This is a genomic window from Sphingomonas sp. 2378 (genome assembly GCF_038084995.1).
Taxonomy (GTDB): domain Bacteria; phylum Pseudomonadota; class Alphaproteobacteria; order Sphingomonadales; family Sphingomonadaceae; genus Sphingomonas.
On the sequence record NZ_JAXCMJ010000023.1, the window covers coordinates 1 to 26,837 of the forward strand.

Annotated in this window: 24 protein-coding genes, 1 tRNA gene and 2 riboswitches; of the genes, 9 read left to right on the forward strand and 16 right to left on the reverse strand. The window is 68.8% G+C overall.

The genetic code is table 11. The features are described 5' to 3' along the window. Positions 1-108: 108 nt before the first annotated feature. Genes cobF through cbiE form a run of 6 tightly spaced genes read right to left on the reverse strand, consistent with a single transcriptional unit; the run spans position 109 to position 5,203 of the window. Positions 109-873, reverse strand: a complete 765-nt coding sequence (gene cobF / locus SM191_RS12180) for a precorrin-6A synthase (deacetylating) (RefSeq protein ID WP_341506427.1) — start codon at positions 871-873, stop codon at positions 109-111. Continuing rightward, the gene (gene cobA, locus SM191_RS12185; protein ID WP_341506428.1) at positions 870-1,592 is read right to left on the reverse strand and encodes a uroporphyrinogen-III C-methyltransferase; all 723 of its coding nucleotides are present in this window, start codon (positions 1,590-1,592) and stop codon (positions 870-872) included. Before cobA ends, cobF begins: the two co-directional genes overlap by 4 nt. Next, positions 1,589-2,896 carry a cobyrinate a,c-diamide synthase gene (locus SM191_RS12190; protein WP_341506429.1) on the reverse strand — a complete coding sequence of 436 codons (1,308 nt, stop codon included), beginning with the start codon at positions 2,894-2,896 and terminating at the stop codon, positions 1,589-1,591. The genes cobA and SM191_RS12190 overlap by 4 nt, the downstream gene beginning before the upstream one ends. Further along, on the reverse strand, positions 2,893-3,657 hold the full coding sequence (gene cobM / locus SM191_RS12195; protein WP_341506430.1) for a precorrin-4 C(11)-methyltransferase: 765 nt from the start codon (positions 3,655-3,657) through the stop codon (positions 2,893-2,895). Before cobM ends, SM191_RS12190 begins: the two co-directional genes overlap by 4 nt. Continuing rightward, entirely contained in the window at positions 3,654-4,010 is a 357-nt protein-coding gene (locus tag SM191_RS12200; protein WP_341506461.1) for a cobalamin biosynthesis protein, read from the reverse strand. Before SM191_RS12200 ends, cobM begins: the two co-directional genes overlap by 4 nt. Further along, the gene (gene cbiE / locus SM191_RS12205) at positions 4,004-5,203 is read right to left on the reverse strand and encodes a precorrin-6y C5,15-methyltransferase (decarboxylating) subunit CbiE (protein ID WP_341506431.1); all 1,200 of its coding nucleotides are present in this window, start codon (positions 5,201-5,203) and stop codon (positions 4,004-4,006) included. The genes SM191_RS12200 and cbiE overlap by 7 nt, the downstream gene beginning before the upstream one ends. Between cbiE and SM191_RS12210 the strand changes: the two genes are divergently transcribed. Then, positions 5,202-5,945: a cobalt-precorrin-6A reductase gene (locus SM191_RS12210; protein ID WP_341506432.1), complete on the forward strand. Its 744-nt coding sequence runs from the start codon at positions 5,202-5,204 to the stop codon at positions 5,943-5,945. The genes cbiE and SM191_RS12210 overlap by 2 nt on opposite strands. Here SM191_RS12210 and cobJ read toward each other — a convergent pair. From cobJ to SM191_RS12245, 7 genes are all read right to left on the reverse strand, one after another. Continuing rightward, complete coding sequence (gene cobJ, locus SM191_RS12215; protein ID WP_341506433.1) at positions 5,921-6,670, reverse strand: precorrin-3B C(17)-methyltransferase; 750 nt, start codon at positions 6,668-6,670, stop codon at positions 5,921-5,923. The genes SM191_RS12210 and cobJ overlap by 25 nt on opposite strands. Continuing rightward, positions 6,667-7,392 (reverse strand): precorrin-2 C(20)-methyltransferase, encoded by a 726-nt coding sequence (cobI, locus tag SM191_RS12220; protein WP_341506434.1) that lies wholly within the window; start codon positions 7,390-7,392, stop codon positions 6,667-6,669. Before cobI ends, cobJ begins: the two co-directional genes overlap by 4 nt. Beyond that, positions 7,389-8,018, reverse strand: a complete 630-nt coding sequence (locus SM191_RS12225) for a precorrin-8X methylmutase (protein ID WP_341506435.1) — start codon at positions 8,016-8,018, stop codon at positions 7,389-7,391. The genes cobI and SM191_RS12225 overlap by 4 nt, the downstream gene beginning before the upstream one ends. Then, the gene (locus SM191_RS12230; RefSeq protein ID WP_341506436.1) at positions 8,018-9,130 is read right to left on the reverse strand and encodes a cobalamin biosynthesis protein CobG; all 1,113 of its coding nucleotides are present in this window, start codon (positions 9,128-9,130) and stop codon (positions 8,018-8,020) included. The genes SM191_RS12225 and SM191_RS12230 overlap by 1 nt, the downstream gene beginning before the upstream one ends. Next, positions 9,127-12,510 (reverse strand): cobaltochelatase subunit CobN, encoded by a 3,384-nt coding sequence (gene cobN / locus SM191_RS12235; protein ID WP_341506437.1) that lies wholly within the window; start codon positions 12,508-12,510, stop codon positions 9,127-9,129. The genes SM191_RS12230 and cobN overlap by 4 nt, the downstream gene beginning before the upstream one ends. Positions 12,511-12,515: 5 nt before the next feature. Beyond that, positions 12,516-13,553, reverse strand: a complete 1,038-nt coding sequence (gene cobW / locus SM191_RS12240; RefSeq protein WP_341506438.1) for a cobalamin biosynthesis protein CobW — start codon at positions 13,551-13,553, stop codon at positions 12,516-12,518. Positions 13,554-13,731: 178 nt separating this feature from the next. After that, positions 13,732-13,929, reverse strand: a riboswitch (cobalamin riboswitch). 22 nt (positions 13,930-13,951) lie between these two features. Next, complete coding sequence (locus SM191_RS12245) at positions 13,952-15,022, reverse strand: HoxN/HupN/NixA family nickel/cobalt transporter (protein ID WP_341506439.1); 1,071 nt, start codon at positions 15,020-15,022, stop codon at positions 13,952-13,954. Between the two features lie 165 nt (positions 15,023-15,187). Next, a riboswitch (cobalamin riboswitch) is annotated at positions 15,188-15,390 on the reverse strand. Positions 15,391-15,502: 112 nt separating this feature from the next. On the opposite strand from SM191_RS12245, the gene SM191_RS12250 reads away from it, so the two are divergent. Continuing rightward, positions 15,503-16,060 (forward strand): septal ring lytic transglycosylase RlpA family protein, encoded by a 558-nt coding sequence (locus SM191_RS12250; protein ID WP_341506440.1) that lies wholly within the window; start codon positions 15,503-15,505, stop codon positions 16,058-16,060. A gap of 197 nt (positions 16,061-16,257) precedes the next feature. Here SM191_RS12250 and SM191_RS12255 read toward each other — a convergent pair. Beyond that, positions 16,258-16,334, reverse strand: a tRNA-Pro gene (locus SM191_RS12255). A 192-nt stretch (positions 16,335-16,526) separates the two neighbouring features. On the opposite strand from SM191_RS12255, the gene yajC reads away from it, so the two are divergent. Genes yajC through SM191_RS12275 form a run of 4 tightly spaced genes read left to right on the forward strand, consistent with a single transcriptional unit; the run spans position 16,527 to position 19,851 of the window. Further along, positions 16,527-16,862 carry a preprotein translocase subunit YajC gene (gene yajC / locus SM191_RS12260; RefSeq protein WP_307002327.1) on the forward strand — a complete coding sequence of 112 codons (336 nt, stop codon included), beginning with the start codon at positions 16,527-16,529 and terminating at the stop codon, positions 16,860-16,862. A 7-nt stretch (positions 16,863-16,869) separates the two neighbouring features. Beyond that, positions 16,870-18,474, forward strand: coding sequence for a protein translocase subunit SecD (secD, locus tag SM191_RS12265; protein WP_307002328.1), 1,605 nt, complete (start codon positions 16,870-16,872; stop codon positions 18,472-18,474). 16 nt (positions 18,475-18,490) lie between these two features. Beyond that, positions 18,491-19,471 carry a protein translocase subunit SecF gene (gene secF / locus SM191_RS12270; RefSeq protein ID WP_341506441.1) on the forward strand — a complete coding sequence of 327 codons (981 nt, stop codon included), beginning with the start codon at positions 18,491-18,493 and terminating at the stop codon, positions 19,469-19,471. Next, entirely contained in the window at positions 19,468-19,851 is a 384-nt protein-coding gene (locus SM191_RS12275; protein WP_307002330.1) for an Mth938-like domain-containing protein, read from the forward strand. Before secF ends, SM191_RS12275 begins: the two co-directional genes overlap by 4 nt. A 195-nt stretch (positions 19,852-20,046) precedes the next feature. On the opposite strand, the gene SM191_RS12280 is transcribed toward SM191_RS12275, so the two are convergent. Beyond that, positions 20,047-21,234, reverse strand: coding sequence for a glycosyltransferase (locus SM191_RS12280; RefSeq protein ID WP_341506442.1), 1,188 nt, complete (start codon positions 21,232-21,234; stop codon positions 20,047-20,049). 221 nt (positions 21,235-21,455) lie between these two features. Between SM191_RS12280 and SM191_RS12285 the strand changes: the two genes are divergently transcribed. After that, positions 21,456-22,898 carry a S41 family peptidase gene (locus SM191_RS12285; RefSeq protein WP_445949852.1) on the forward strand — a complete coding sequence of 481 codons (1,443 nt, stop codon included), beginning with the start codon at positions 21,456-21,458 and terminating at the stop codon, positions 22,896-22,898. Positions 22,899-23,037: 139 nt separating this feature from the next. Here the strand turns inward: SM191_RS12285 and SM191_RS12290 are convergent, their stop codons facing one another. Continuing rightward, on the reverse strand, positions 23,038-23,862 hold the full coding sequence (locus SM191_RS12290; protein ID WP_341506463.1) for a phosphoheptose isomerase: 825 nt from the start codon (positions 23,860-23,862) through the stop codon (positions 23,038-23,040). Positions 23,863-24,072: 210 nt separating this feature from the next. Here SM191_RS12290 and SM191_RS12295 point away from each other — a divergent pair, with 210 nt between their 5' ends. Beyond that, positions 24,073-25,005 (forward strand): outer membrane protein assembly factor BamD, encoded by a 933-nt coding sequence (locus SM191_RS12295; protein ID WP_341506443.1) that lies wholly within the window; start codon positions 24,073-24,075, stop codon positions 25,003-25,005. Positions 25,006-25,138: 133 nt separating this feature from the next. Further along, positions 25,139-26,803 carry a DNA repair protein RecN gene (gene recN / locus SM191_RS12300; protein ID WP_341506444.1) on the forward strand — a complete coding sequence of 555 codons (1,665 nt, stop codon included), beginning with the start codon at positions 25,139-25,141 and terminating at the stop codon, positions 26,801-26,803. The last annotated feature ends 34 nt before the right edge of the window (positions 26,804-26,837 follow it).

The window sequence follows — 26,837 nt, forward strand, 5'->3', positions numbered from 1 at the left end:
GTTTGGGGTGGGGGCTAGGCCACGGGCGAGACGGCTTGGCGCAGGGCCCTCCCCCACCCCCTCCCGCCTGCGGGAGGGGAGCGGCTAGAAGCGAAGCGAGCGGCTCCATCACCCCCACTCTCCCACCAAATCCCCACCACGCCGGAGCAGGTACACGTCCATGATCCACCCGTGTTCGCGGCGTAACTCGGCCCGCCGCGCGACGATCCGCTCCGCCACGTCCGCCAGCCGACCGGCCTCGACCGCCTGCTGCGCCATGCCCAGATACGCCCCCCACCAGATGAACGCATCCGGCCGATCCAGCGTCGTGAACGCGCATCCGCCGTCGAGCATCACCGCCACGCTGTCCGCCCCCTCGGGCCAACCGCCCTCGCGGAGCCGCCGCCCGGTCGTCACCATCACCGGCGCGCCCACCGCGTTGAACGGGATGGCATGGGCCGCGCACAGCAATTGCAGGCTGGTGATCCCCGGCACCACCGTCACCCGCTCCACCGCGATCAGCCGCCGGGCGATACGGATCGTGCTGTCGTAGAGCGACGGATCGCCCCAGACGAGCAACGCCACCCGCCCGCCTTGCGGCAACGCCCGCGCGATCTCCGCCGCCCAGCATTCGGCGATCGCGTCATGCCAGCGCTCGACATTGTCGAGATAGTCGCCCTCCCCCGCTCGCACCGGCAGGTCGAACTCCACGACTTGCGTCGTCGCGCCCGTCAGCACCTGTGCACAAATGTCGCGGCGCAGGTCGATCAGTTCGGCCTTGTCCTCTTTACGCGGCAACAGGATCAGGTCGGCGGCGCGCATCGCGGCTTCGGCGGCGCGGGTCAGGTGATCGGGATTGCCCGTGCCTATGCCGATCAGGTCGAGATGGATCACAGGTCCTCCATCAACGGGCCATAGAGGATCAGCGCCGCCTTGTCCGACACACCCTCCGACAGTTGCGCCGCGAGGTCGCCGACGGTCGAACGGGTCAGCCGCTGGTCGGGACAACCGACATGCTCCGCCATGAGGGCGGGCGTCTCCGGCGGCAGGCCGTGGGCGACCAACGCCTCCGCCAGCGCGGGGAAGGTCCGCTTGGGCATGAACACCACGGTCGTCGCGCCCGCATCCGCCAGCGCCGCCATGTTGCGGTCGACGGGCAGCGCGCCGGTGACGTCGTGGCCGGTCACGAACTGCACCCGCCGCGCCGCGTTACGCCGGGTCAGCGGGATGCCCGCCGCCGCCGCCGCCGCACTCGCCGCGCTGACGCCGGGGACGATCTCATAGGCAATGCCCGCCGCCTTCAGCGCCGCGATCTCCTCCTCCAGCCGCCCGAAAATGCCGGGATCGCCCGACTTCAACCGCACCACCCGCTTGCCCGCCAGCGCATGATCGACCAGCAGCCGGTCGATCTCTCCCTGTTTGGGCGAGGCGCGGCCCGCCCGCTTGCCGACCGCGATCAGTTCGGCATCGGCGCGGGCATGGGCGAGCATCGGTCCGGCGGCGAGGTCGTCGAATAGGACGACATCGGCCTCGCCCAGACAGCGCACGGCCTTCAGCGTCAGCAGTTCGGGATCGCCCGGCCCCGCGCCGACAAGGGATACGAACCCCCTCACCACCAGCGCGCCACCAGATGGAAGAAGGTGCCCGTCACCCGCCCGCGCCGCGACCCCGTCTCGGCCACGGCGTCGCCCTGCGCATCGACGACATGGGCCAGCGGCGCATCGGGCTGTTCGAGGACGGTCGAGTAGTGAAACTCATGTCCGCCCAGCACCGCACCCTCGGGCATCCCCGCCACCTCGCCCAGCAACGTCGCGCGGCGATAGCCGAGGTGCATTTTCCGCCTGGCATAGCTGGTGACGAGACCGAGCAGCCCCGCCATGCGGTGGCTGACGCCCTCCGCATCGACCAGCGCCTCGCCCAGCGCCATGTACCCGCCGCACTCGCCATGGATCGGTTTCGTCGCGGCATGGGCGGCGAGCCCCGCGCGAAACGTCTCCGCCGCCGCCAGTCGACCGGCATGGAGTTCGGGATAACCACCGGGCAGCCAGACCAGATCGGCCGAGGCATCCGGCGCTTCGTCCGCGAGTGGCGAGAAGGGCAGGATTTCCGCTCCCGCGCTCCGCCAGCCCTCGAGCATATGCGGATAGACGAAAGAAAAGGCCGCATCCTGCGCCAGCGCGATTCGCTGCGCGGGCGGCGGCGGGAGCGTGCCGGGCGTGCTGACGGCGGGCTTGGCATAGGCCGCCGCACGCACCGCCTCCAGATCGACATGCGCCGCCAGGAAAGCGGCATAGTCGCCGATCAGCCGGTCGAGTTCGGGATGCTCGACCGCCTGCACCAGCCCCAGATGCCGTTCGGGCAGCACCAGATCGCCACGCCGGGGCAGCGCGCCAAAGACCGGCAGGCCGATCTCCTCGAACCCCAGTTTCGCCAGCCGCTCGTGACGCGGGCTCGCGACGCGGTTCAGGATCACCCCCGCCACCCGCAATTCGGGGTCGTAGCGCGCGAAACCGAGCGCGGTCGCCGCCGCCGATTGCGCCTGACCCGATACGTCGATCACCAGCACCACGGGCCAGCCCATGCGTTTGGCGGTTTCCGCGCTGCTCCCCATGCCGGTCGCGCCCGGCTTCGCCACGCCGTCGAACAGCCCCATCGAGCCTTCGGCCAGCACCAGTTCCGCATCCGCCCCGCGCTGCCCCAGCGTGTCGAGCAATGCGGCAGGCATCGCCCAGCCGTCGAGGTTGAACGACGACCGCTCGCAGGCCGCGCGGTGGAAGGCGGGGTCGATATAGTCGGGGCCGCTCTTGAACGGCTGCACCGCCACGCCCGCATCGCGGAACGCGCGGAGCAGGCCCAGCATCACCGTCGTCTTGCCCGTGCCCGAAGCGGGCGCGGCGATCATCAACCCTGGGGTCATTCGACGCTGTTCCCCGGACGATAGCGACGGTCATAGCCCTCGGCGTACAAGCGGCTTTCGGCGAAATCGCTCTGGTCGAGGACGCGCCCGACCAGGATCAGCGCGGTCCGCTCCGGCCCGTCGGCGGCGGCCTGCTCGATGGTGGCAAGCGTCGCCCGGACGATCCGCTGCTCGGGCCAACTCGCGCGCCAGACGATCGCGACCGGGCAGTCCGCGCCATAATGCGGGGTCAGGTCGGCGACCACCCTGGCCAGATTGTGGATCGACAAATGGATGGCCAGCGTCGCCCCCGTCGCGGCGAAGGCGCTGAGCGACTCCCCCTCCGGCATGGCGCTGGCGCGACCGGGGGTACGGGTCAGGACCACCGACTGGGCGATGCCGGGCAGGGTCAGCTCGCTTTCCAGCACCGCCGCCGCCGCCGCGAAGGACGGCACGCCCGGCGTCACCGAGACGGGGATGCCCAGTTCACGCAGGCGCCGCACCTGCTCGCCCATCGCCGACCAGACCGACAGATCGCCAGAATGGAGCCGGGCAACATCCTGCCCCTTGGCATGGGCGTCCGAAATTTCCGCCATGATCTCGTCGAGCGTCATCGGCGCGGTGTTCACGATCCTGGCACCCGGCGGGCAATGGGCGAGCACCGCTTCCGGCACCAGCGATCCGGCATAGAGGCAAACCGGGCAGGCCGCGATCAGGTCGCGCCCCCGCAGGGTCAGCAGGTCGGGGGCACCGGGTCCGGCGCCGATGAAATGGACGGTCATACTCTAAGTCCCTGAGCAATGGCGCAGGTCGCCATGCAGTCGGAGGAAATTACGCGAGCCACGATGATCCGCGCGCCCGGCCCGGCGGCGGCGAGCGCGACGGCTTCGGCGACGCTGCCGACGCCGCGATGGGTCAGGCTAAGGTCGGATTGGGTGGGTGTGTCGATACCGCTCAACTGGTCAGCGGTTATGGCGGTGACGGACAACCCCTCCCCTTCGGCGAAACCGGCGATCAGCGCGGCGCGGTCCTCCGGCACGGCAAGGCCATCGGGCCGAACGCCCGTCGCCGCCAGCGCGCTGCGGAACGACGCCACCGTTGCATCCGCGCGGCATCCGAACCCGGCGATCACCATGCGACCCGCCATTGCACGATGGGATAGCTCGCCTTCCACCCGCGCTTGGTGCCCAGCGGCCGAGCCCGCGCCAGTTCGATGCGCAGCAACTCGCCGCCGAAACGCGAATGGCACTGGGCCAGCAGCGCCTCGGTCTCCAGCGTCACACCGTGCGCGACCAGACGGCAATGCGGCAGGGTGCGCAGCGCGTCCACGAGCTGCGGCGACAGGCCACCACCGACGAACACCGCATCCGGATGCGGACGGTCGGCGAGGCTCGTGACCGCATCGCCCTCGACCAGTTCCAGCCGCTCCACGCCCAGCCGCGCGGCATTGGCGGCGGCGCGGGCAAGCCGGGCGGGATCACGCTCGAAGCCGACCGCGCGGGTGGTGGGGTCGCTCAGCAGCCATTCGATGGCGACCGATCCCGATCCGGTGCCAATGTCCCACAGCAACTCGCCCGGTCGCGGGGCCAGCGCCGACAGCGCCAGCGCGCGGACCGGGCGCTTGGTGATCTGTCCGTCATGATCGAACCAGTTGTCCTCCAGACCGCTCGCACGGGGGAGGACGCAGCCCTCTCCCGCAGGCTCGATGGCGACCGCCACGGGATGCACGATGTCGGTCCAGTCGAGCGCGCTCGCCACCGCCCGCCGGACCCGCTCGCGCGGCCCGCCCAGCGCCTCCAATACGGTCAGCGTGCTGTCACCGAAACCCTGCTCGACCAGCCACGCCGCCAGCCCGGTCACCGACGCCCCGTCGCGCATCAGCGCCAGCACCCGCCGCCCCGGTGCCAGATGCGGACGCAGCGTCTCGACCGGCCGGGCGTGCAGCCCGACGCTCCGGATCGTCTCTACCGGCCAGCCCAGCCTTGCCGCCGCCAGCGACAGGGTCGAGGGTGCCGGGTATGCGACCCACTCGCCCGGCTCCAGATGACGGGTCACGACCGACCCCGCCCCGAACCAGAAGGGATCGCCCGAAGCGAGCATCACCACCCGCTCCCCCCGCCGTTCGAGAAGCATCGGTACGCCATCGGCAAAGGGCACCGGCCAGACGATCCGCTCGGCGCGGCCTTGCCGGGGCAGCAGCGACAGGTGACGGGGGGCGCCCATCACGCTATCGGCGGCCTGGATCGCGGCACGCGCCGGGGCAATCAGGCCGTCCCAGCCATCCTCGCCGATGCCGATAATCGTCAGCCAGGGTTCGGAGTCAGCCATGCGCCATATCCTTCTGCTCGGCGGCACGACCGAGGCGAGCGCCCTGGCCACCGCGCTGGCCGCGCGCGGCGAGCGGGCGGTGCTGAGCTATGCGGGCCGCACGGAGGCTCCCCGCGCGCAGGCGATCCCGACGCGTGTCGGCGGGTTCGGCGGCGTCGAGGGGCTGGCGGAGTACCTGACCCGCGAAGGCGTGACCCATCTGGTCGACGCGACCCATCCCTTCGCCGCGCGGATCAGCGCCAATGCCATCGCGGCGGCGGAGCGGGCGAGCGTGAAGCTGCTCGCCCTGACCCGTCCCGAATGGGTGGATGGGCCCGGCGATCGCTGGACCCGTGTGGCGGATACGGCGGAAGCGGTGGCCGCGCTCGGCACCGACCCCGCGCGCATCTTCCTGGCGCTCGGTCGCCAGACCATCGGCGATTTCGTTCATGCGGCGCAGCATTTCTATCTGTTGCGCTTCGTCGATGCCGCCGAGCCGACCTTGCCGAACCATCATCTGGTGGTGGATCGCGGTCCCTTCACGCTGGCGGGCGAACTGGCACTGCTGCGGGAACACCGGATTCAGACGATCGTCGCCAAGAATGCGGGCGGCTCGGGCGCGCGGGCCAAGCTGGATGCGGCGCGCGAACTCGGGCTGCCGGTGGTGATGATCGACCGGCCCTTCATTCCGCCCCGTCCGCACGCGGACAGCGTCGCGGCTGTACTCGACTGGCTGGATCACGGCGTCGTCCGGGGGGTGTAGAGGATCGGCTGGCCAGCATGAGGCACGATCCGCGTACGGCTAGACCCGATGATGACGACGGTGCGCATATCGGCCATCTCTCCGCGCGCTTCCGGCAACGGCACGATACGCAGATGCTCCTCGGGTGTGGAGACGGCGCGGGCGAAAAGCACCGGGCGGTCGTCGCCACAAACCTCCCGCAACAGGGCAAAGGCCGCATCCAGCGCATCGGGCCGCGCCTTGGACCGGGGGTTGTAGAGCGCGATGGCGAAGTCCGCCTCCGCCGCCAGCTTCAACCGCCGCTCGATCAGCGCCTGTGGCTTCAGGTTGTCCGACAGGTTGATCGCGCAGAAGTCATGCCCCAGCGGCGCGCCCGCCCGCGCGCTCGCCGCCAGCATCGCGGTGATGCCCGGCAGGACCCGGATGTCGAGATCATGCCAGCGCGCAGGGTCCTCCTCCACCCGCTCGAAGATCGCCGCCGCCATCGCGAACACCCCCGGATCGCCCGAGGAAACGACGACCACACGGCCCCCCGCCTCCGCCATCTCCAGCGCGTGGAGCGCCCGGTCGCGCTCGACCCGGTTGTCGCTGGCATGGCGGGTCAGGCCCGGCCGCTCGGGCACCCGCGCGACATAGGGGATATAGCCGACCACGTCCGTGGCCTCGGCCAGCGCCGCCGACACCTCGGGCGTCACCATCGCCTCCGCCCCCGGCCCCAGCCCCGCGACGATCAGCCAGCCGCTCATGGCCGCCGCCCCTGGCCATGGATCAGCGCGATCGAGAAATAGGGGGCGGGGGCATCCTCCACCCCAACCAGACGGCGCACCCGCTCGCCAGCCTGGGCGGCATGTTCGACCAGCCACGCTTGATCGGTCCGCCCCGCCGCCGCGATGGCGCGGCGCAGCTTGGGGAGGTGGCGGCCGATCTTCATCACCACCAGCGCATCGGTCTCGGCGATACGCCGCGTCAGTTCTTCCTCAGGCAGCGTCGCCATCGCGACGGTCAGCACATCGTCGCCCCAGGTGATCGGCGCGCCGCTGGCCGTCCACGCCCCCGACATGCCGGTGATGCCCGGCACCACCGCGACGGGGGCATGATCCTTCAACCGGCTGTGCAGGTGCATGAACGAGCCGTAGAAGAACGGGTCGCCCTCGCACAGCACGACCACATCCTCCCCGCCCCGCACCAGCGACAGGATATGCGCGGTGCAGGTCGCATAAAAGGCCGACAGGCATTCATTGTAGCGCGGGTCGGTGAAGGCGATCTCGGTCGTGACCGGATAGTCCATCGGATATTCGACCACATCGGGGCGCAACATGCCCTCGACGATGGTGCGCGCATGGCCCCGCCGCCCGCTTTTACGGAAATAGGCGACGTGGCGAGCGCCCCGAACCAGTCGGTCGGCGCGGACGCTCATCAGGTCCGCCGCGCCCGGCCCCAGGCCGACGCCGTGAACGGTCCCCGTCATTCGGCGCGGCTCGCCAGCGCGTTGATCGCGGCCACCGTGATCGCGCTGCCACCGGGACGCCCCTTCACGATGGCGCAGGGGACGGGCTGGGCTTCCCACAGCGCATCCTTCGACTCCATCGCGCCGACAAAGCCGACCGGACAGCCGATGATCGCCGCCGGGCGCGGGCAGTCGGGGTCTTCCAGCATGGTCAGCAGATGGAAGAGCGCGGTCGGCGCATTGCCGATCGCCACCAAGGCCCCCGCCAGATGCGGCCGCCACAGTTCCAGCGCGGCGGCGGAGCGGGTCGTGCCCATCCGCTTGGCCAGTTCTGGAACCGAGGGATCGCGCAGCGTACAGATCACCGGATTGTCGGCGGGCAGGCGGGCGCGGGTCACGCCCTCGCTGACCATATGCGCATCGCACAGGATCGCCGCTCCGTCCGCCAGCGCCTGGCGCCCCGCCGCCGCGAAACCGGGCGAGAAATGGATCGACGGGGCCAGTTCGACCAGCCCGGCGGCATGGATCATGCGCACCGCGACCGGCTCTTCCTCCGCATCGAAGCGGGTCAGGTCCGCCTCGGCGCGGATGATGGCGAAGGACTGGCGATAGATTGCCGCGCCATCGGTTTCGTAAGTGTACGGCATCAACAGGCTCCGAGAAGCGCGACCGCCCGCTCGGGCGTCAATCCGGTGTGAAGGGGCGCGGCCCCGGCACGGGCGTGTCTGGCCAGATCGAAAGCCCCCTCCCGCCCGGTCAGCACCCAGTCCGCCGCCCGTGCCCGCGCGCAGCCCTTCGCGCAACCCGATATGTGCAGTTGGCCGTCGATCAGGGGCGCGAGCCGGGCGGCCAGTTCGCGCGTTTCGACGCTGGCCTGCGGACAGGCGGGAGCGCCGACACAGGCGTCGACATGGAGGATGGGGGTGTCTTCGAGCACCATCCCGGCGGCCGGTATCGGAGCGACACCCTCGGCCAGCAGCATCCGCCACGGGGTCAGGCGGATAGGGGCGCGTCGGTCCACCAACGCCTGAGCGTCGAGGCGACCAAAGGGCAGACCATAGACCGCCCCCATAGGATGCGCGCCGGGGCGCATCGGCGGCGCGGGCATGGCGGGCATGGCATCGCCGCTCGCCCAATCGGGCAGATCGGCCTTGTGCCGCGCCATCCGCCGGGCGTCGCGCCCATCGCTATCGACGAACCACTGCGCCAGCCGGATCAGCGCATCGACCGCGGTTGCGCGCGAGACGGCGACACCGGCACTCCGCCCATCGGCGCGCACCAGCAACGTGCCGGTCGCGGCCCGCTCGATCCGAAAATCACCCGGCGCATCGAACAGCATCGGGGCCTGTCCCGCATCGACCACGAAGCCGACCTTGCCCGGCAGATCGGGCAATTCGCTCAGCCGCGCGCGCAGTTCGGTCGCGATGGCGTGGGTGTCGTCCCCTTCGCGCCAGTCGGGGTTGATGAGGATCACCCCGCGCCCTTCCCGCATCGGATCGGGATCGACCAGCCCCAGCGCCTGTAATTCGGTGAGCAGCGCGGGCCAGCCTTCCTCGCTGACACCCCGGATTTGCAGGTTCGCGCGTGACGTCAGGTCGATCTGGCCATTGCCATGACGGATCGCCGCCCGACCCAGCCCCTCGACTTGGGGGGCTGTCAGCCGCCCCAGCGGCGGCCGGACACGCACGAGCAGCCCGTCCCCCGCCATCATCGGCCGCCACGCATCGGGACACCAGCCCTTGACGACGAACCCGCTCATGCCACGCCGTCCAGCATCGCCAGCACCGAATTGCGCCGCGTCCGCCACAGTCCCGCTTTGTGAAGCGCTGCGAACCGCGCCTCCATCGCCGCCAGCGCCGCCGGGTTCGCCTGCGCCATGAAGTCGCGCACCGAATCCTGCGCCAGCGTCGCGTCCCAATAGAGGTCGATCAGCGCGGCGGGCACCGCGTCCGCCAGATGCGCGAAACTGCCGAGATGGTCGAGCGTCGCGGCGATCTCCGCCGCGCCGCGAAAGCCATGCGCCATCATGCCCGCTACCCAGCGCGGGTTGGCGGCGCGGGCATGGACGGTGCGGGAGATCTCCTCGGCCAGCGTCCGCGCCTTGGGGTTGGCGGGGTCGCGCGTGTCGAGATGATATAGCGAGGCCGCCCCCTCCCCCAGCGCCGCGCGCGCCGCCGCGAAGCCCGCCTGATGTGCGGCATAATCGGCGGCGAGCAGCAGGTCGCTTTCGGGCAGGTCGTGGAGGTGGACGAACGCCTGCGCCCCGGCCACCCGCGCGGCGACCCCCTCGGCATCGCGCCGGTCGCCATCGTCGAGCGCGGTGGCCGAGGCGGCGAGCCAGCTCTGTCCCGCGTCGATCCGCGCCGCCTCGTCATAGCCCGCATTGGGGTCCAACCCGATGCCGTAACGCCCCGGCGCGGGGCCATAGACGCGTGGGGTCGCCTGCCCGACGAAAGGATTCCAGTCCGGCTCCTCGTTCCGCTTCCCCAGCGCCCGCACCGCCTGTCCGAACAGCGCCGCCAGATGGGGAAAGGCATCGCGGAACAGCCCCGACACGCGCAGCGTCACGTCCACACGCGGCCGGTCGAAGCGCATCAGCGGCATCACCTCGAACCCCGTCACCCGTTCGGAGCGGGGGTCCCAAACCGGCTCGACCCCGATCAGGTGCAGCGCCATGGCGAACTCCTCGCCCGCGGTCCGCATCGTCGCCGAGCCCCAGAGATCGACGATCAACATACGGAGGTGATCGCCCTCGTCCTGCATATGGCGGCGGATCAGTTCTTCGGCGAGCTTGATTCCCTGAAGATGCGCCGCCCGGCTCGGCACCGCGCGCGGGTCGATGGCGTAGAGGTTACGCCCGGTCGGCAGCACATCGGCGCGGCCACGATAAGGCGACCCCGAAGGCCCCGCCGCGACACGCTTTCCGTTCAATCCGGCGAGCAGCCCGGCGCGTTCGGCCGCGCCCTGTTCGCCGCGTCCGAAGATATGGAGTCCCTCGCCGAACTGGCTGTCCTTGACGTCGCAGACGAAGGCGTCGATCCGGGCCAGCGGATCCTCCGCCCCGGCCAGCCCCAAAGTCTCGCCCAGCCCGACGCTCTCCGCCTCCTCGGCGATGCTGGCGCGCAGCCGGTCGCGGCGCGCGGGATCGAGACCGTCGGCATTGGCATATTCGTCGAGCAACGCCTCCAATCGCCCCAGCCCCGCGCCTGTCTCCGCTTGGCCCAGCGTCGGGGGGACGTGCCCGATCGTCACCGCGCCCAGTCGCCGCTTCGCCTGCGCCGCCTCGCCCGGATCGTTGACGATGAAGGGATAGAGGACCGGCCAGTCGCGCGTCAGCGCCTCGGGCCAGCAGGCATCGGACAGCGCCACCGCCTTGCCGGGCAACCACTCCAGCGTACCATGCGCGCCGACATGGACCAGCGCGTCGATCCCTTGCGCCCGCAGCCAGAGATAGAAGGCGACATAGGAATGGCGCGGGCAGCGGGAGAGATCGTGATAATCGTCGGCCCGCGCTTCTTGCCGCCCGCGCTCGGGCTGAAGCGCGACGATGGCCTTACCCAGCACGAGCGCGGGGAAATGGAAGGCGTCACCCTGAACCAAGGGATCATCCTCGACCGCGCCCCAGCTTTCCAGCAGGTCGGCGCGCAAGGGTTCGGGCAAGGCAGCTAGCGCTTCGCAATAGGCAGCGACCGGCCAGGCGATCCGGTTGGCGAGCAGGGCGGCGGGAAGATCCGCCTGCGGCTCCACATCATATCCGGCCTCGCGCAGATCGCTCAGGATCGCCTCCGTCGAGGCAAAGCCGTCCAGCCCCACCGCATGGGCCGCCTGCCAGTCCTTGCCCGGATAGGTTGACAGGAGGATCGCCAGCCGCCGCTCCGCCGCCGGGGTCGCGGACAGCTTCGCCCAGCCCGCCACCTTGTCCACCACCGCCGCGATGCGTTCCGGCTCGGCGCGGTGGAGGCGTAGCGCCACGTCGAAATCGGGGTCGCGCGTCCCCGGCTGCTTGAAGCTGACCACGCCCGCGAACAGCCGTCCGTCGATCTCCGGCAGGACGACATGCATGGCAAGGTCGGCGGGCGACAGGCCGCGTGGCGAGCCATGCCAGCCCTCGCGATCGCTGGTGGCGAGTGCCACCTGAAACACCGGCACGCCTGCGCCGTCGAGCGGGGTGGTGTCGTCCTCGCCGCGTGCGGAAAAGGCGGTGGCGTTGACGATCGCGGCGGGGGTGAGGGCCTTGGCCCAGCGCGTGATCCAGGGGCCCGCGCCCTCGGCTTTCAGCGAGGGAACAAAAAGGGCGATGGTGTCGAAGCCGCGTTCGCCCAACGCTGTGTGGAGCGCGGCGATGGGTTCCAGATCTGCGGCGGCGAGATAGGCGCGGTAGAAGACGATCAGAACTCGGGGGCGGGTTGCGGTCAGCAGGGTTGCGGCGGGACAGTGCAAAACGTCTGGGGTCCAACCACCAACCGGCGCCAATTCAAAGCCCCTCTCCCGGCAGGGGGAGGGGTTGGGGAGGGGCAAGGCCGCAGGCGACATCGCTTGGGGCGAGGGCCCTCCCCCATTCCCTCCCGCCTGCGGGAGGGGCGTGCTTGTGGCGAACGTACCAGCGAAAAGCCCCTCTCCCGGCAGGGGGAGGGGTTGGGGAGGGGCAAGAGCCACGGGCGACACTGCCGCCAACGCCGCCAAAGCCACCGCCGCCGCATCCGCCCCACCCGCATCGCACAGCACCGTCAACCGCCGCACCACCGCCTCATCGACAGTGGATGCCGCCATCAACCGCCGGTCCTCGCGCCCATCCGCCGCCAGCACGGCGAGCGCGATACCCCGCTCGCGCGCCAGCCGTTCGACTTCGCGCAGGCCGTAATCCCAGTACGCCGCCCCGCCGATCAGCCGGATCAGGATCGCCTTCGCATGAACCAAAGTCCGCTCGACATAGGTGTCGACCGACAGCGGATGGACCAAAGCCGCCAGATTGGCGAGCCGCAGCGACCAGGGAAATCCCCCCGCCCGCCAGCCCGCCGCAAAGGCGCTGAGATCGCTGTCGGAGAAGGACAGCACGACCACGTCACCGGGGCGCTGCCCCAGATCCTGTGGAACCGCCTGTTCCTCCAGCCCATGGCTCTCGCGAAAGACGAGATGCACCGCGTTCAGCCCTTCAGCACGGCCTCGATCGCAGGCCGGTCGATCCGGTCATGCTCGGCGATGACGACCAGACGGGTGCCGCGCGGCTCGCCTGCGGCCCAGGGGCGGTCGTAATTCGTCCGCACCCGGCGACCAACCGCCTGCACCAGCAAGCGCATCGGCTTACCCGCGACCGCCGCATAGCCCTTCACGCGCAGGATATCCTGCTGTTCGGCCAGCGTGACGATGCGCGCGGCGATCACTTCGGGGCTATCCACCTCGCCCAGCATCACCGAGATGCTGTCGAAATCGTCATGCTCGTGATCGTCCGCGCCGTCATGGTGCGAAGGGCGCGCGGCGATGTCGTCCTCGGCGGCGGCTTCCAGCCCCAGCACGATCTCGGCGGAGACGATACCGTCCACCGCCTCGACCATCGGCAGCGGGCGGGGGGCTTCGGCGGCGATGATTTCGCGCGCCCTGGCGACGCCTTCCGGCCCGGCGAGATCGGCCTTGGTGAGCAGCACGAGGTCGGCGCAGGCCAACTGGTCCTCGAACACTTCCGACAGCGGCGTTTCATGGTCGAGGCTGGGGTCGGCGGCGCGCTGGGCCTCCACCGCATCCAGATCGGGGGCGAAGCGGCCCGCCGCGACGGCTTCCGCATCGGCGAGCGCCACCACACCGTCCACCGTGATCCGCGAGCGGATGGCGGGCCAGTCGAACGCCTTCAAGAGCGGCTTGGGCAGCGCCAGCCCCGAGGTCTCGATCAGGATGTGATCGGGGCGCGGCTCCATCGCCAGCAGCTTCTCCACCGTGGGAATGAAGTCGTCGGCGACGGTGCAGCAGATGCAGCCATTGGCCAGTTCGACGATATTCTCCGCCGGACAGTCGGGGATGGCGCAGGACTGGAGGATGTCGCCATCGACGCCCAGCGTGCCGAACTCGTTGACCACCACCGCCAGGCGACGACCGCCCGCGTTGCGGATCAGATGGCTGATGAGCGTGGTCTTGCCCGCGCCCAGAAAGCCGGTGACGATGGTGACGGGGACCTTTGAAAGATCGCGCAAAACAATTCTCCGACGCGCCGGACGAGCGAGCACGGCATGGGGCGGATCGCCGGAGCGGTGACGGACGGGCGCGACATTGCATCCATCCCGCTGACCGGCGACCGATGCGGCCCCGGCCGCATGGCTTCGTCGCTCTCCGACGGAGAACCGTGCCCCGACCATCCCCTGGGTCCAGGCAAGAGCGACCATGACGCCGGCAGGTCTCCTGGCTCGCGGGTCGAAGCAAGGGGATGCGCCTTCCCGGATCACTCCAGTGGCCGTGCCTCAATGGGCACCAGCATCGCTCGCTCACCGCTTACAGTTGCAGGGACAGCCGGGGATTTGCACCCCATTCCCGTTTGAAGCCCTTGCGGGCACCGGCGCGATCTTCGGAGACTTTCGCCCCCGATGTGCGGCATTTATCCCGCCGCGCCGGGCTTGGCAATTCGCGCCTCCATCGCCGCGAACCCGCGCCAGCGATAGAGGAGGAAACTCGCCCCCCAGCAAAGGACGAACAGCCCGACGATCGCAAAGCCCAGCACGTTGAAATGCTCGGACAGCGCGCCCGCATAACGGAACGGCCCCGCCGTCCAGCCGAACCGCTCGGCCAGCAGGGCGGTCGCCTGAATCCCCCCGATCACCAGCGCCACCAAGGCAGAAACCAGCGTGATCGTCATATTATAGTAGAGCTTGCGCAGCGGATGAACGAACGCCCACTCATAGGCCCCCAGCATCACCAGCCCGTCGGCGGTGTCGATCAACGCCATGCCGACCGCGAACAGCACGGGGAAGACCAGGATCGTCGCCAGCGACACGCCATCGGCGGCATGTGCCCCGGAAAGCCCCAGAATGGCCACCTCGGTCGCGGTGTCGAAGCCCAGCCCGAACAGAAAGCCGAGCGGGGCCATATGCCAGCTTCGCCGGATCAGGCGGAACAGCGGGCGGAACAGCCGCGACAGCGGCCCCTGCCCGGAAAACAGCATGTCGGCGTCGGCCTCCGCCATCGGCTCGCCGCGCGCCACCCGGCGGAACCGGGTCCAGACGTCGCGCAGGATGATGAGGTTCATGATCGCGATGGCGAACAGGAAACTGGCCGAGACGATGGTGGCGATGGTTCCGCCGCTCTGCCCGAACGCCTCGAAATCGGCGAGCGTGCTGGCGGCGAGCGCCACGGTGGTCGCCGCGATCAGTACGATGGCGGAATGGCCGATCGCGAACCACAGGCCGACCGCGATGGGTCGCTGGCCATCCTGCATCAGCTTGCGGGTGACATTGTCGATGGCGGCGATGTGATCGGCATCGACCGCGTGGCGCAGCCCCAGGCTATAGGCGAGCAGGGCGGTGCCCAGCATCAGGCTGTTGCCCGCGAACACGCTCAGCGCCCAGCCCCAGACGGCGATATTGACGATAATCAGCGCGCCCATCAACAGCGCGACCCGCTTTTTCAGCGGCAACCGGGCGCGGGGGGCTCCGGCAGGATGGTTGGACATGGGTGATACCCCTGGCGTCATTGCGACAAAGGCCGAACTCCGCGATCGCGGTCACCATCCCGCCCCACGGACGCACGCCGGGCAAGATGGCCGATTCGTATCGGCCGATGGGCGTCGCTCGCATGATACAATATATCCTGGCCATGACCATCCCCTGGATCGCGGCAAGAGCGACTCGCACCGGCAGGTCTCCTGGCTTGCGGGTCGAAGCGTCGGCGATGCGGCCTTCCCGGATGGCTCCAGTGGCTGTTCCCCGTTGGCAGGAACCGGCATCGCTCGCTCACCGCTTACAGTTGCAGGGACAGCTATGGATTTGCACCATATTCCCGTTTCAAGCCCCGAAGGGCACCGGCGCGAAAGACCGGTCTGGGCTGAAAGCCCGTTCCGGTCGTCATGGGGATAGTCTGCGGCGGATGGAGGCGCAAACGGCTTTATCCGGCGGCGTGCGCGGCTTAATCGACATCCATGATAAGGAAAGCGATGCGCCGATGGACACCGGCGGCGGCCTGTCTGGTCGCGGCCTGCTCCGGCGGGAACTACCGGCCGGTCAGCGATTATCCGGTGCGGATCGGCAAGCCCTATTCGGTGCGCGGCGTCACCTATGTCCCCGCCGAGGACGCGACCTACGACATGTTGGGCTATGCCAGTTGGTATGGCGGCGAATCGGGCAAGCGCACCGCGAATGGCGAACGCTTCCGCCCAGGCTGGGCGACGGCGGCGCATACGACTTTGCCGCTGCCCAGCTATGTCGAGGTGACGGCGCTGGACACCGGGCGGCGGATCATCGTGCGGGTCAACGATCGCGGGCCGTTCGCCGGATCGTCGCGGATCATCGACCTGTCACGCGGCGCGGCGGAGCAACTGGGCCTGCGCGCGGTGGGCAGGGCGGCGGTGCGGGTCCGGCGGGTCGAGCCGGACGAAAAGGACCGCGAACGCCTGCGCCACGGCAAGGCGGCGCGGCCATTGCCTCCGGTAACGGATGCGGTGCGGGCGAATTTGCTGTCGCAGATCACGGCGGCGGGGATGACGGTGCGGTAACGCCCAATCCTCCCCAAGCTTGCTTGGGGAGGGGGACCGCTCGCGTCAGCGAGTGGTGGAGGGGCAAACGCCCCTCGCCCCTCCACCACCGCTGCGCGGCGGTCCCCCTCCCCGCGCTTTGCGCAGGGAGGAATGGGCATGGCGAAAGAACGGGCTTCCGCCCGCTCCGCCGTCATCCGCCCATGTAGGAAGAAGATTGGTCGGGGCGACAGGATTCGAACCTGCGACCCCCACACCCCCAGTGTGATGCGCTACCAGGCTGCGCTACGCCCCGACCGAGCGGCGGCCTCTAGGCGGGTTTTCCGTGGGATGCAAGCCTTGATGTTGCGACGGTGCCGACACCACATCCGGCTCTCCATTGCGCCTGTCCGCCTGCGATGGTAGCGGGCAGGCTATCCGACATGGGGGCTTGTCGATCGTCATCGGTCGGCCGGTGCCCGTGCCCATTCAGCATAGACGGGTCCGAATGTTCATTCCCTTCACCGCCCAGGCAACCACCGGGGCCGCCGCGTCCAGCGGCGCCGCCTCGTTCCTCAGCCTCGCGCCGCTGCTCCTCGTCTTCGTGGTCTTCTACTTCCTGATGATCCGCCCGCAACAGCGTCGCATGAAGACGCTGCAAGCGGCGGTCGAGGGGGTCAAGAAGGGCGATCAGGTCACCACGGCGGGCGGCATCGTCGGCAAGGTGACCCGCGTCGAGGACACGCTGGTCGAGGTCGAGATCGCCCCCAATGTCCGCGTCCGCGTGGTCAAGGCGACGCTGACCGACGTGGTCGATCCCACCGCCAAGCCCGCGAACGACTGATCCACCGATGCTGGATTTCCCCCGCTGGAAGGTCGCTTCCATCGTCGCGCTGCTGGCGGCCCTGTGCCTGCTGGCGATCCCGAGCTTCCTGCCCGAGAGCATGACCGACAAATGGGGGGCGATCCCCCATCCGCGCGTCAACAAGGGCCTCGACCTGGCGGGCGGCAGCTATCTGCTGCTGGAGGCGGACACCGCCGACCTCGCCAATACCCGGCTGGAGACGATGCGCGACCAGGTCGCGGCCGAGATGCGGCGCGGCAATCCGCGTATCGACATCGGTGACATCTCGGTCCGTGGCGGCCAGCTCAGCTTCATGCTGCGCGACCCGTCCCAGGTCGATGCGGCGCGCGAGCGGCTGCTGACGATCACCGGCGGCGGGGCGGGCATGACCGGCCAGCGCGAATGGGACATCCAGGTCGTCGACACCTCGCGCTTCGTCCTGAAGCCGACCCAGGCGGGGCTGACCCAGGCGGTCGATACCGCGATGAAGACCGCGACCGAGGTCGTGCGTCGCCGCATCGACGCGCTGGGCACCAAGGAGCCCACCATCCTCCAGCAAGGCTCCAACCGCATCGTGGTGCAGGTGCCCGGCCTGCAAAATCCGCAGGCGCTGAAAGACCTGATCGGCAAGACCGCCAAGCTGGAATTCAAGCTGGTCGACACCACCGCCAACCCGGTCGAAGTGGTCAAGGGCAATGCTCCCGCCGGCAGCCAGGTCCTGCCCTATCCCGGCAACCCGCTGGGCGCACCGGTGATCGCGGTGAAACGCCCCGTCATCATCTCGGGCGACCAGTTGATCGACGCGCAACAGACCTTCGACCAGCAGACCAACGCGCCGCAGGTGGCGATCACCTTCGACGCGCAGGGCGGCCGCAAGTTCGCGCGGATCACGCAGGAAAATACCGGCAAGCCCTTCGCGATCATCCTCGACGGCCAGGTGCTGTCGGCCCCCAACATCAACGAGCCGATCCTCGGTGGTCGCGCCCAGATCAGCGGCAACTTCACCGTCGATACCGCCAACCAGCTTGCCATCTCGCTGCGTTCGGGCAAGCTGCCGATCGACCTGAAGGTCGTCGAGGAACGCACCGTCGGTCCTGACCTGGGCGCCGACTCGATCCGCGCGGGCATTCTCGCCTCGGCGATCGCGGCGGTCGCGGTGATCGTGTTCATGACCCTCACCTATGGCCGGTTCGGCATCTATGCGAACATCGCGGTCGTCATCAACGTGCTGGTCATCCTGGCCGTCATGGCGATGCTTAACGCGACGCTGACCCTGCCGGGTATCGCGGGCTTCATCCTGACCATCGGCACCGCGGTCGACGCCAATGTACTGATCAACGAGCGGATTCGCGAAGAGCGACGGCGCGGGCGCAACGTCGTCCAGGCGGTCGAACTGGGTTACAAGGAAGCCAGCCGCACCATTTTCGAGGCGAACGTGACCCACGCCATCTCGGGCGTCATCATGCTCGTGCTCGGCTCGGGCCCGGTGAAGGGCTTCGCGGTCGTGCTGCTGATCGGCATCGTGACCAGCGTGTTCACCGCCGTTACCTTCACGCGGATGCTCGTGGCGCTCTGGTTGCGCCGCGAAAAGCCCAAGACCATCAACATTTGAGGCAGGAGAACAGATCATGCGCCTCCTGAAACTCGTCCCCGACAACACGAACATCGACTTCGTCCGCCTGCGCGGCTGGGCGTTCGGGCTGACGCTCGCGCTCACCCTGCTGGCGGTCGGCGTCACCTTCGCCAAGGGCCTCAATCTGGGCGTCGACTTTGTCGGCGGCCTGATGATCGAAGAGAAATTCCCCACCCCGCCCTCCGCCGACCGGGTTCGCTCGGTCGTCGATGGGCTGGGCGTGGGTGAAGCCAATATCCAGACGGTCGGCGACGGCCGGACGATCAGCATCCGCCTGCCGGTGCCCGCCTCCAAGGACGAAGGCGCGACCAACGCCGTCGTGCGCAAGGTCGAGACCGCGCTGGGCCAGCAATTCCCCGGCGCGACCTTCAGCCGTTACGACACGGTGTCGGGCAAGGTATCCGACGAGTTGATCAAGCACGGCGTGCTGGCGGTGGTGCTGGCGATCCTGGGCATCGGCCTGTTCGCCATCTTCCGCTTCGAGTGGCAGTTCGGCGTGTCGACCATCGTCGCGATCGTCCACGATCTGCTGGTGACGCTCGGATTCTTCGCGGTGACCCAGTTCGAACTCGACCTGACGATCATCGCGGCGTTCCTGACCATCATCGGCTATTCGATCAACGACAAGATCGTCATCGACGACCGCATCCGCGAGAATATGCGCCGCTATCGCAAGATGGAGATGCGCGAGATCATCAACCTGTCGGTGAACGAGACGCTGCCGCGCACGGTGATGACCTCGGTCACCATCCTGCTGGCGCTGATCGCGCTGCTGCTGCTGGGCGGCCATGTGCTGCGCGGCTTCACCGCGGCGATGATCCTGGGCATCGTGGTCGGCACCTATTCGTCGATCTACGTCTCGTCCTCGCTGCTCATCACGCTGGGCCTGCGCGCCGAGCCCAATCGCGAGAAGCCGGGCACCACCGACAAGCGCTCCATCTCGGACGCCGAGCGGATCACCCCGCGCGAACCATGAGCGATTCGATCCGCATCACGCGCGATCCGACCGCGCCCGGCCCGATCGTCCGTGGCTTCGCCGCCACGGGCTTTCGGGTCGGCGACATCGCCTATCCCGCGCTGCTGCTCTCGCCCGACTGGCATGAGCCGTGGAGCCCACCACCGTTCGAATCGCTGACGGCGGATGTCGTCGCCGAACTGGTCGATGAAGCGCCGGAATTCCTGTTGCTCGGCACCGGCGCGACCCTGCGCCGCGCCCCCGCCGCCTTCGCCGCCGCCCTGGAAGCGCGCGGCCTGGGTGTCGAAGTGATGGACAGCCGCGCCGCCGCCCGCGCCTGGGGCGTGCTGCGCAGCGAAGGCCGCAAGATCTGCGCGGCGCTCTACCCGCTCGACGCATGACGCTTCGGCGCGGATGGGGCTCCGCGTCTGACGAAGCGGGATCGCGAAGACCGGAAGATTTTTGTTCGCGCGGAGGCGCGGAGGACGCGGAGAAGATTCGCGTGCTGCGCCTTCAACCTGCGATTAGCGGCTGTTGGGGAGGTGGGGCATTGCCCTGTGCGAGACATCTCTGCGTCCTCCGCGCGAACAAACCCCTTAAGACCGTTTGCCGGAACCCGTGCGCGACACCAGTTCCGCCAGATGCGAATGCAGCGCCGCCGCATTGGTCGGCCAGGTGAAGTCCCGCACCGCTGCCCGGACCGCCCAGGGATCGGGGGCCTGGTCCAGCACGTCGCGGATCGCCACTGCGAAGGCTTCCGGCTCGGCCTGGGTGATCCGTCCGGCGGTGCGGCTGGTCACCACGTCCCCCGCCCCGCCCGCTGGCGTGATGACGATCGGCGTCCCGCAGGCGAGCGATTCGACCCAGGCATTGGCCAGCCCTTCGGATGCCGATGCCAGCGCCATCACGTCCGCCGCGCCCAATAGTCCGGGCAATTCGTCATGCGGGATCGCGCCGATCAGGCGAACCCGATCCGCCACTCCCAACCGCTCGGCCCGCGCCTGCAAGGCGGTGCGATCGGCCCCCTCCCCGACGATCATCACCGTGACGCCGGGCAAACGCGCCACCGCGTCGATCACCACGCCATGTCCTTTACGCGGGATCAGCGCCCCCAAGGACAGAATAAGCGGCCCGGAAACACCCAGCCCAGCCTTGGCCTCGCCCCGGTCGATCGGCTGGAAGCGCGCCTGATCCACGCCGGTATGATGAACCCGGATACGCCCGCGCGGGACGCCCAGCGCGGCGATGTCGTCCGCCATCGCGTCACTGACCGCCAGCAGGCCGTCCGCCGCCGCCGCCGCCCGCGCGACCTGGTGACGGGTCGCGGGCATATGGCCCCAATGGTGGATGTCCGCTCCCCGTGCCTTGATCGACACCGGCACGCCGTAACGCCGCCCCAGCGCCACCGCCGCCGGGCCGTCGGGGAAGAAGAAGGACGCGTCGATCACGTCAAAGGCCCGTTCGTCGCGCAGCCGGTCCAGCACCGGGACCAGCGCACGGATCAAAGCGGGGACATGAAACCGCCCCCCCGTCCCCGGCAGGGTGGTGAAGCGCGGACGGCTGACATCCAGCCCGCGCCATACCTCCCGCAACGGCAAGGCCGCCTGGGCCAGGAAACGATCCGATCGCGCCAGCGGCCAGACAGGCAGGCCGATCGGCGCCACCACGCGCACCCCGACGCCCGGTCGCATCGCCAGCGCTGCGGTCTGCCGCTGGACGAAGATGCCGAAATTGGGCCGAGTCGAGTCGGGAAACAGGCTCGACAGGGTCAGCACATTCAGCATGGATGCTCTTAGCCTCTACCGACCGGCAAAATGCATGTCGATCGACAGTGTTTCTGGAAGCATCGTGTCCGGATGTCTGCAACATTTGTCCGGATCGAGGGCGTTTCACCATAAGCTTCGCGAAATTAACGACAAAGACGGGATTCATTCATGCCCTCGACAGATGCGTCCTGACAGATTTGGGCCGTTGGGCTATCCGATGGACGGCTTCAGGGGCGAGGATGGCGATGGGGCGATTCGGACGTTGGGGTGCTGCGCTGGCGCTGGCGGCGACGCTGGCGGGATGCGGTGACGGGGGCGGCAGTGCCACGGGATCGATGGCGACCGGCGGCGGGAATTCGCCCAACGGCACCACGGAATCGGCCTGCTCGCTACGCAATCGCCAGAACTGGGTCTCGGCCCAGATGAACGAATGGTATCTCTTTCCCGAAACGCTGCCCGCCTCGCTCGACCCGTCGCCCTATGCGACGGTCAGCGACTATATCGACGCGCTGACCGCAACCGCACGGGCGCAGCGCAAGGACCGGTATTTCACCTACATCACCTCCATCAAGGAGGAGGATGCCTATTACAACTCGGGCGCGGATGCGGGCTTCGGCTTTCGCCTGACCACCGATGCGACGCAGAGCAAGCTGTTGATCGCCGAGTCGTTCGAAAGCGGCGCGGCCCTGGCGGCGGGGATCGATCGCGGCACCGAGATCCGGGGGATCGGCACCACCGCCTCCGATATCCGGTCGATCCAGGCCATCGTCAGCGCCGATCCCAATAACGGCATCTCCGACGCGCTCGGCCCCGATACGGCGGGTACCACGCGTTATTTCACGGTTGCTGATACATCGGGCGCGGTGCGCACCGTCGCGCTCACCAAGGCGGCCTATACGCTGCAACCCGTATCGCCCAATTACGGGACGCAGATCATCACCGATAATGGCCAGCGTTACGGCTATATCAACCTGCGCACCTTCATCAGCACCGCCGACCCGCAGCTTCGCGCCGCCTTCGCGACCTTCAAGCAGCAGGGCATCACCCAGGTCGTCGTCGACCTGCGCTACAATGGCGGGGGCAGCATCGACATCGCCGACCTGTTCAACAACCTGCTCGGCGGGGCGCGCCAAACTTCGGACGTGATGGGCTATACCGCCTTCCGCCCGAGCAAGGCGTCGAACAACCGGACCACCTATTTCGCGCCCCAGCCCCAATCGATCGCACCGACCCGTATCGCCTTTATCGGCACCGGCGGCACGGCATCGGCCAGCGAACTGGTTCTCAACCGGACGCTGCCCTATCTGGGGTCTGCCTCGGGACTGATCGGCGCCAACACCTATGGCAAGCCGGTGGGCCAGATCGCGCGCGACAATGCCCAGTGCGACGACCGCCTGCGCGTCATCGCACTCTCGCTTAAGAACGCCAACCGGCAGGGCGATTATTATAATGGCCTGGCCGGGATCGTCCCCGCCAGTTGCCGCGCCAGCGACGACCTGACCCGCCGGATGGGCGACCCACAGGAAGCCTCGACCCGCGCCGCGCTCGACTTCCTGCAGGGCAAGAGCTGTACCCCGATCAGCGCCAGCGCCTCGGCCCAGTCGGCGGATGGCGGCCCGCGCAAGCTGGTCCAGCCCCAACGCCCCTCGGCGGCGCAACGGGATGTGCCGGGGCTGTTCTAAAGCGCCCGTGTGATTCCTCCCCTGCAAGGGGAGGGGGGACCGCCGCGAAGCGGTGGTGGAGGGGTGTTCCCGTTGATGGTGACCCCCCTCCGTCAGTCCTTCGGACTGCCACCTCCCCTTCCAGGGGAGGAATATGCTCTTACAGCCGCTGGGTCCCCGCATAGGCGAACAGCGCATCGCCGTCCGCCGACAGGGTGACGGTTTCGGTCCCCGTCACCGTCAGGCACTGGCCCGCCCGGAACGCGACACCCGCGACCTCGCCAGAGCCGGTGATCGGAATCAGCCACGCCGTCCGCCCCTCGGGAAGGGCGACCGCGTGATCGCCCGCCGCCCAGCGCTCCAGCACGAATTTGGGCCCTTCGACCAGGATATTGCGCCCCTCGCCCGCCGGTCCCGGCGAGACGATCGGCTGATACGGGGTCAGATGCGCGACATCGACGCCGTCCTCCAGATGCAGCTCGCGGTCGCTGCCATAATCATAGAGGCGATAGGTCGTCTCGCTGTTCTGCTGCACCTCGATCACGGTCAGCCCGGCGCCGATCGCATGGATGGTGCCCGAGGGGGCGTAATAGAAATCGCCCTCCTTGACCGGCACCCAGTCCAGATCCGCCTCGACCGAGCCGTCCAACGCATCGGCGCGGAGCTGCTCCTTGGTCATCAGCGCCTTGGGTCCCAGCGCGATGGTCGAATCGGGCTCGGCGGTCAGGATCGTCCAGCATTCGTCCTTGCCGCGCGGCAGGCCACGGGCATGGGCCTGTTCGTCGTCGGGATGGACCTGCACCGACAGCTTCTCGCTGGTGAACAGATATTTGATGAGCAGGTCGGGCGAGGTGTCGCCGGGTTCCTGGAACCAGACCTCACCGATCGGCGCACTATCGGGGGCGGCATCCTCGAACCCCGGATACAGCGTGTGGCGACCCCAGGGCTTTTCGACGCGGTGGGTGTGGAGCATCGTGGCGGGCATGGTGGCGTGATTCCTTCCGATCGGGCGGCGGTTCAACCGCTTGGACGGGCGGGCCGTTCCGCCGCCCGTACCTTCGCCCACCCCCATGCCGCGCACATCGCGGCGAACGCAATAGGCCGCGCGCATCTCGGCGATGGCAAGCCGTCTGTCGCAAAGCGGGTGCGCGGAGGGACTGTTCCCCGCCCTCATGCTGCGCTAAGGACATGCGCGATGCGTAACCCCCGTTCCCGTGCGCTGTCGCTGGCGCTCATCGCCGTCATGGCCCTTCCGATCGCGGGTTGCGCCCGCAACCGTACCCGCACCGACCTGCCTTATGTCGCCCGCGACGTCGGCACGCTGTACACGGCCGCCAAGAACCGGCTGGACCAGCACCGCTACAAGGAGGCGGCGCTGCTGTTCGACGAGGTGGAGCGTCAGCACCCCTATTCGATCTGGGCCCGCCGCGCGCAGTTGATGAGCGCTTTCAGCTATTATCTGGGTCGCGACTATACCCAGTCGATCCAGTCGGCGCAGCGTTTCATCTCGGTCCACCCCGGCAATCGCGACGCGCCCTATGCCTATTATCTGATCGCGCTCGGCTATTACGAGCAGATCCAGGACGTGACCCGCGACCAGAAGATCACCCGCCAGGCGCTGGACGCGCTGGGCGAATTGATGCGTCGCTATCCCAACACGCGCTATGCCGCCGACGCGCGGTTGAAGGTCGATCTGGTCAACGACCACCTGGCGGGCAAGGAAATGGAGATCGGCCGCTTCTACGAGGATCGGCACCAGTGGCTGGCCGCGTCGATGCGCTTCCGCACCGTCATCGACAAATACCAGACGACCAGCCACACGCCCGAGGCGCTGTTGCGGCTGACCGAAGCCTATCTGGCGCTGGGCGTCCGCCCCGAGGCCGAGCGCGCCGCCGCCGTGCTGGGCGCCAATTATCCGGGCAGCGACTGGTATAACCGCGCCTACAAGTTGATGCGCGAATATCCGGTCCAGCCGATCCCCGCGATCCAGCCGGGCCAGCCCGTGGTGCCGACCGGCACGCCGGGATCGGTCAATATCGGCCTGCCGGGCACCGGCACCGCCACCCCCAGCGCGGCGGCACCGGGCCGTCCCACCCCGACCGGCAACAACAGTTCGCCGACCGGCTGAGCCCAGCACGACGCTATCCTTTCCCTCGCCCCTCTTTGAGGGGAAAGGGAAAGGATAGCCACCCGAACAAATCGGGATCATTTTCGCGCGTGGGGGATAACATCGCGCGGCGTTTCGCTCTATATCGCCCGCCATGCTGACCGCGCTGTCCATTCGTGATGTCGTGCTGATCGAGGCGCTCGACCTCGATTTCGGCCAAGGCCTGGGCGTTCTGACCGGGGAGACCGGCGCGGGAAAATCGATCCTGCTCGATGCGCTGGGTCTGGCGCTGGGCGGACGCGGCGACAGCGGACTGGTGCGGCATGGCGCAGGGCAAGCGATCGTTACCGCCAGCTTCGAGCCGCCTGCCCCCGACAGCCGCCTGTCCGCCATCCTGGACGAAGCGGGTATCGAGATCGAACCCGGCGAACCCCTGATCGTCCGGCGACAGGTCAAGGCCGATGGCGGCAGCCGGGGCTTCGTCAACAACCAGCCCGCCTCCGCCGCCTTGCTGCGCGAGATCGCGCCCTTTCTGGTCGAGATCCATGGCCAGCATGACGATCGCGGCCTGCTGAACCCGCGCGGGCATCGGACGATGCTCGACAGTTTCGGGCGGATCGACACCCAGGCGGTCGCCGCCGCCTGGACGCGCCTTCGCGAGGCGGAGGCGGCGCTGACCAGCGCACGCGAGGAGATCGAGACGGCGGCGCGTGATCGCGAATGGCTGGAACATGCGGTGGCCGAACTGACCAAGCTGGCGCCCGAGCCAGGCGAGGAAGAGGCGCTGGCCGATCGCCGCCGCACCATGCAACGGTCGGAGAAGATCGCGGGCGAACTCGGCGCGATCGAGGAGCATCTTCAAGGATCGGACGGCGCACTGGCGGGCCTGCGCCAGGCCGCTCGGGTGCTGGAGCGGATCGGTGAGGACCATCCCGCGCTGGCCGACGCGCTGGCGGCGATCGATCGCGCGGTGATCGAGGCGTCGCTGGCCGAGGAACGGCTGGTCGAGGCGCAGCGCGAACTCGCCTATGATCCGCGCGCGCTGGAAGAGGATGAGGCACGGCTGTTTGAATTGCGCGGCATGGCGCGCAAGCATCGGGTGCAGCCCGACGACCTGGCCGAACTGACCGAACAGCTTCGCGGGCGTCTGGAACGGCTGGACGCGGGCGAGGAAGGCATCGGGCGGCTGGAGGCGGCGGTCGCGACCACACGCGCGGCCTATGACAAGGCCGCCGCGCAGGTGTCGAAGGCGCGCGCCGCCGCCGCCGAACGCCTCGACCAGTCGGTGAAGAGCGAACTCGCCCCGCTCAAGCTCGACGCCGCGCGTTTCCGCACCACCGTCGCGCCGGTCGAACCTTCGGGTTGGTCGGCGGCGGGCAAGGACCGGGTGGAGTTCGAAATCTCGACCAACCCCGGCGCGCCCTTCGCCCCCCTGATGAAGATCGCCAGCGGCGGCGAATTGTCGCGCTTCATCCTGGCGCTGAAGGTCGCGCTGGCCGAGGAGGGCGGCGCGACCACCATGATCTTCGACGAGATCGATCGCGGCGTCGGCGGCGCGGTGGCCTCGGCGATCGGCGACCGGCTGCACCGGCTGGCGGGGCGGACGCAATTGCTGGTCGTCACCCACAGTCCCCAGGTGGCGGCACGGGGTGCGGCGCATCTGCTGATCGCCAAGAGCCATGACGGCACCGTCACGCGCACCGGGGTTCGCGCGCTATGCGATGCGGAGCGGCGCGAAGAGATCGCCCGGATGCTGTCCGGCGCGACCATCACCGACGAGGCGCGCGCCCAGGCGGACCGTCTGTTGGAGTCCCAGTGACATTGATAGAAATCAATTTTATATCCAATACGGA

Bases quoted from the DNA above. Each gene is read 5' to 3' on its own strand.
- SM191_RS12210 (WP_341506432.1), top strand. From the start codon at position 5,202: ATGCGCCATATCCTTCTGCTCGGCGGCACGACCGAGGCGAGCGCCCTG.
- SM191_RS12245 (WP_341506439.1), bottom strand. From the start codon at position 15,022: ATGTCCAACCATCCTGCCGGAGCCCCCCGCGCCCGGTTGCCGCTGAAA.
- SM191_RS12280 (WP_341506442.1), bottom strand. From the start codon at position 21,234: ATGCTGAATGTGCTGACCCTGTCGAGCCTGTTTCCCGACTCGACTCGG.
- SM191_RS12290 (WP_341506463.1), bottom strand. From the start codon at position 23,862: ATGCCCGCCACGATGCTCCACACCCACCGCGTCGAAAAGCCCTGGGGT.
- cobI (WP_341506434.1), bottom strand. From the start codon at position 7,392: ATGACGGGGACCGTTCACGGCGTCGGCCTGGGGCCGGGCGCGGCGGAC.
- cbiE (WP_341506431.1), bottom strand. From the start codon at position 5,203: ATGGCTGACTCCGAACCCTGGCTGACGATTATCGGCATCGGCGAGGAT.
- secD (WP_307002328.1), top strand. From the start codon at position 16,870: ATGCTGGATTTCCCCCGCTGGAAGGTCGCTTCCATCGTCGCGCTGCTG.
- SM191_RS12230 (WP_341506436.1), bottom strand. From the start codon at position 9,130: ATGAGCGGGTTCGTCGTCAAGGGCTGGTGTCCCGATGCGTGGCGGCCG.
- cobJ (WP_341506433.1), bottom strand. From the start codon at position 6,670: ATGAGCGGCTGGCTGATCGTCGCGGGGCTGGGGCCGGGGGCGGAGGCG.
- SM191_RS12190 (WP_341506429.1), bottom strand. From the start codon at position 2,896: ATGACCCCAGGGTTGATGATCGCCGCGCCCGCTTCGGGCACGGGCAAG.
- SM191_RS12275 (WP_307002330.1), top strand. From the start codon at position 19,468: ATGAGCGATTCGATCCGCATCACGCGCGATCCGACCGCGCCCGGCCCG.
- SM191_RS12250 (WP_341506440.1), top strand. From the start codon at position 15,503: ATGCGCCGATGGACACCGGCGGCGGCCTGTCTGGTCGCGGCCTGCTCC.
- secF (WP_341506441.1), top strand. From the start codon at position 18,491: ATGCGCCTCCTGAAACTCGTCCCCGACAACACGAACATCGACTTCGTC.
- SM191_RS12295 (WP_341506443.1), top strand. From the start codon at position 24,073: ATGCGTAACCCCCGTTCCCGTGCGCTGTCGCTGGCGCTCATCGCCGTC.
- recN (WP_341506444.1), top strand. From the start codon at position 25,139: ATGCTGACCGCGCTGTCCATTCGTGATGTCGTGCTGATCGAGGCGCTC.
- cobM (WP_341506430.1), bottom strand. From the start codon at position 3,657: ATGACCGTCCATTTCATCGGCGCCGGACCCGGTGCCCCCGACCTGCTG.
- yajC (WP_307002327.1), top strand. From the start codon at position 16,527: ATGTTCATTCCCTTCACCGCCCAGGCAACCACCGGGGCCGCCGCGTCC.
- SM191_RS12200 (WP_341506461.1), bottom strand. From the start codon at position 4,010: ATGGTGATCGCCGGGTTCGGATGCCGCGCGGATGCAACGGTGGCGTCG.
- SM191_RS12285 (WP_445949852.1), top strand. From the start codon at position 21,456: ATGGCGATGGGGCGATTCGGACGTTGGGGTGCTGCGCTGGCGCTGGCG.
- SM191_RS12225 (WP_341506435.1), bottom strand. From the start codon at position 8,018: ATGCCGTACACTTACGAAACCGATGGCGCGGCAATCTATCGCCAGTCC.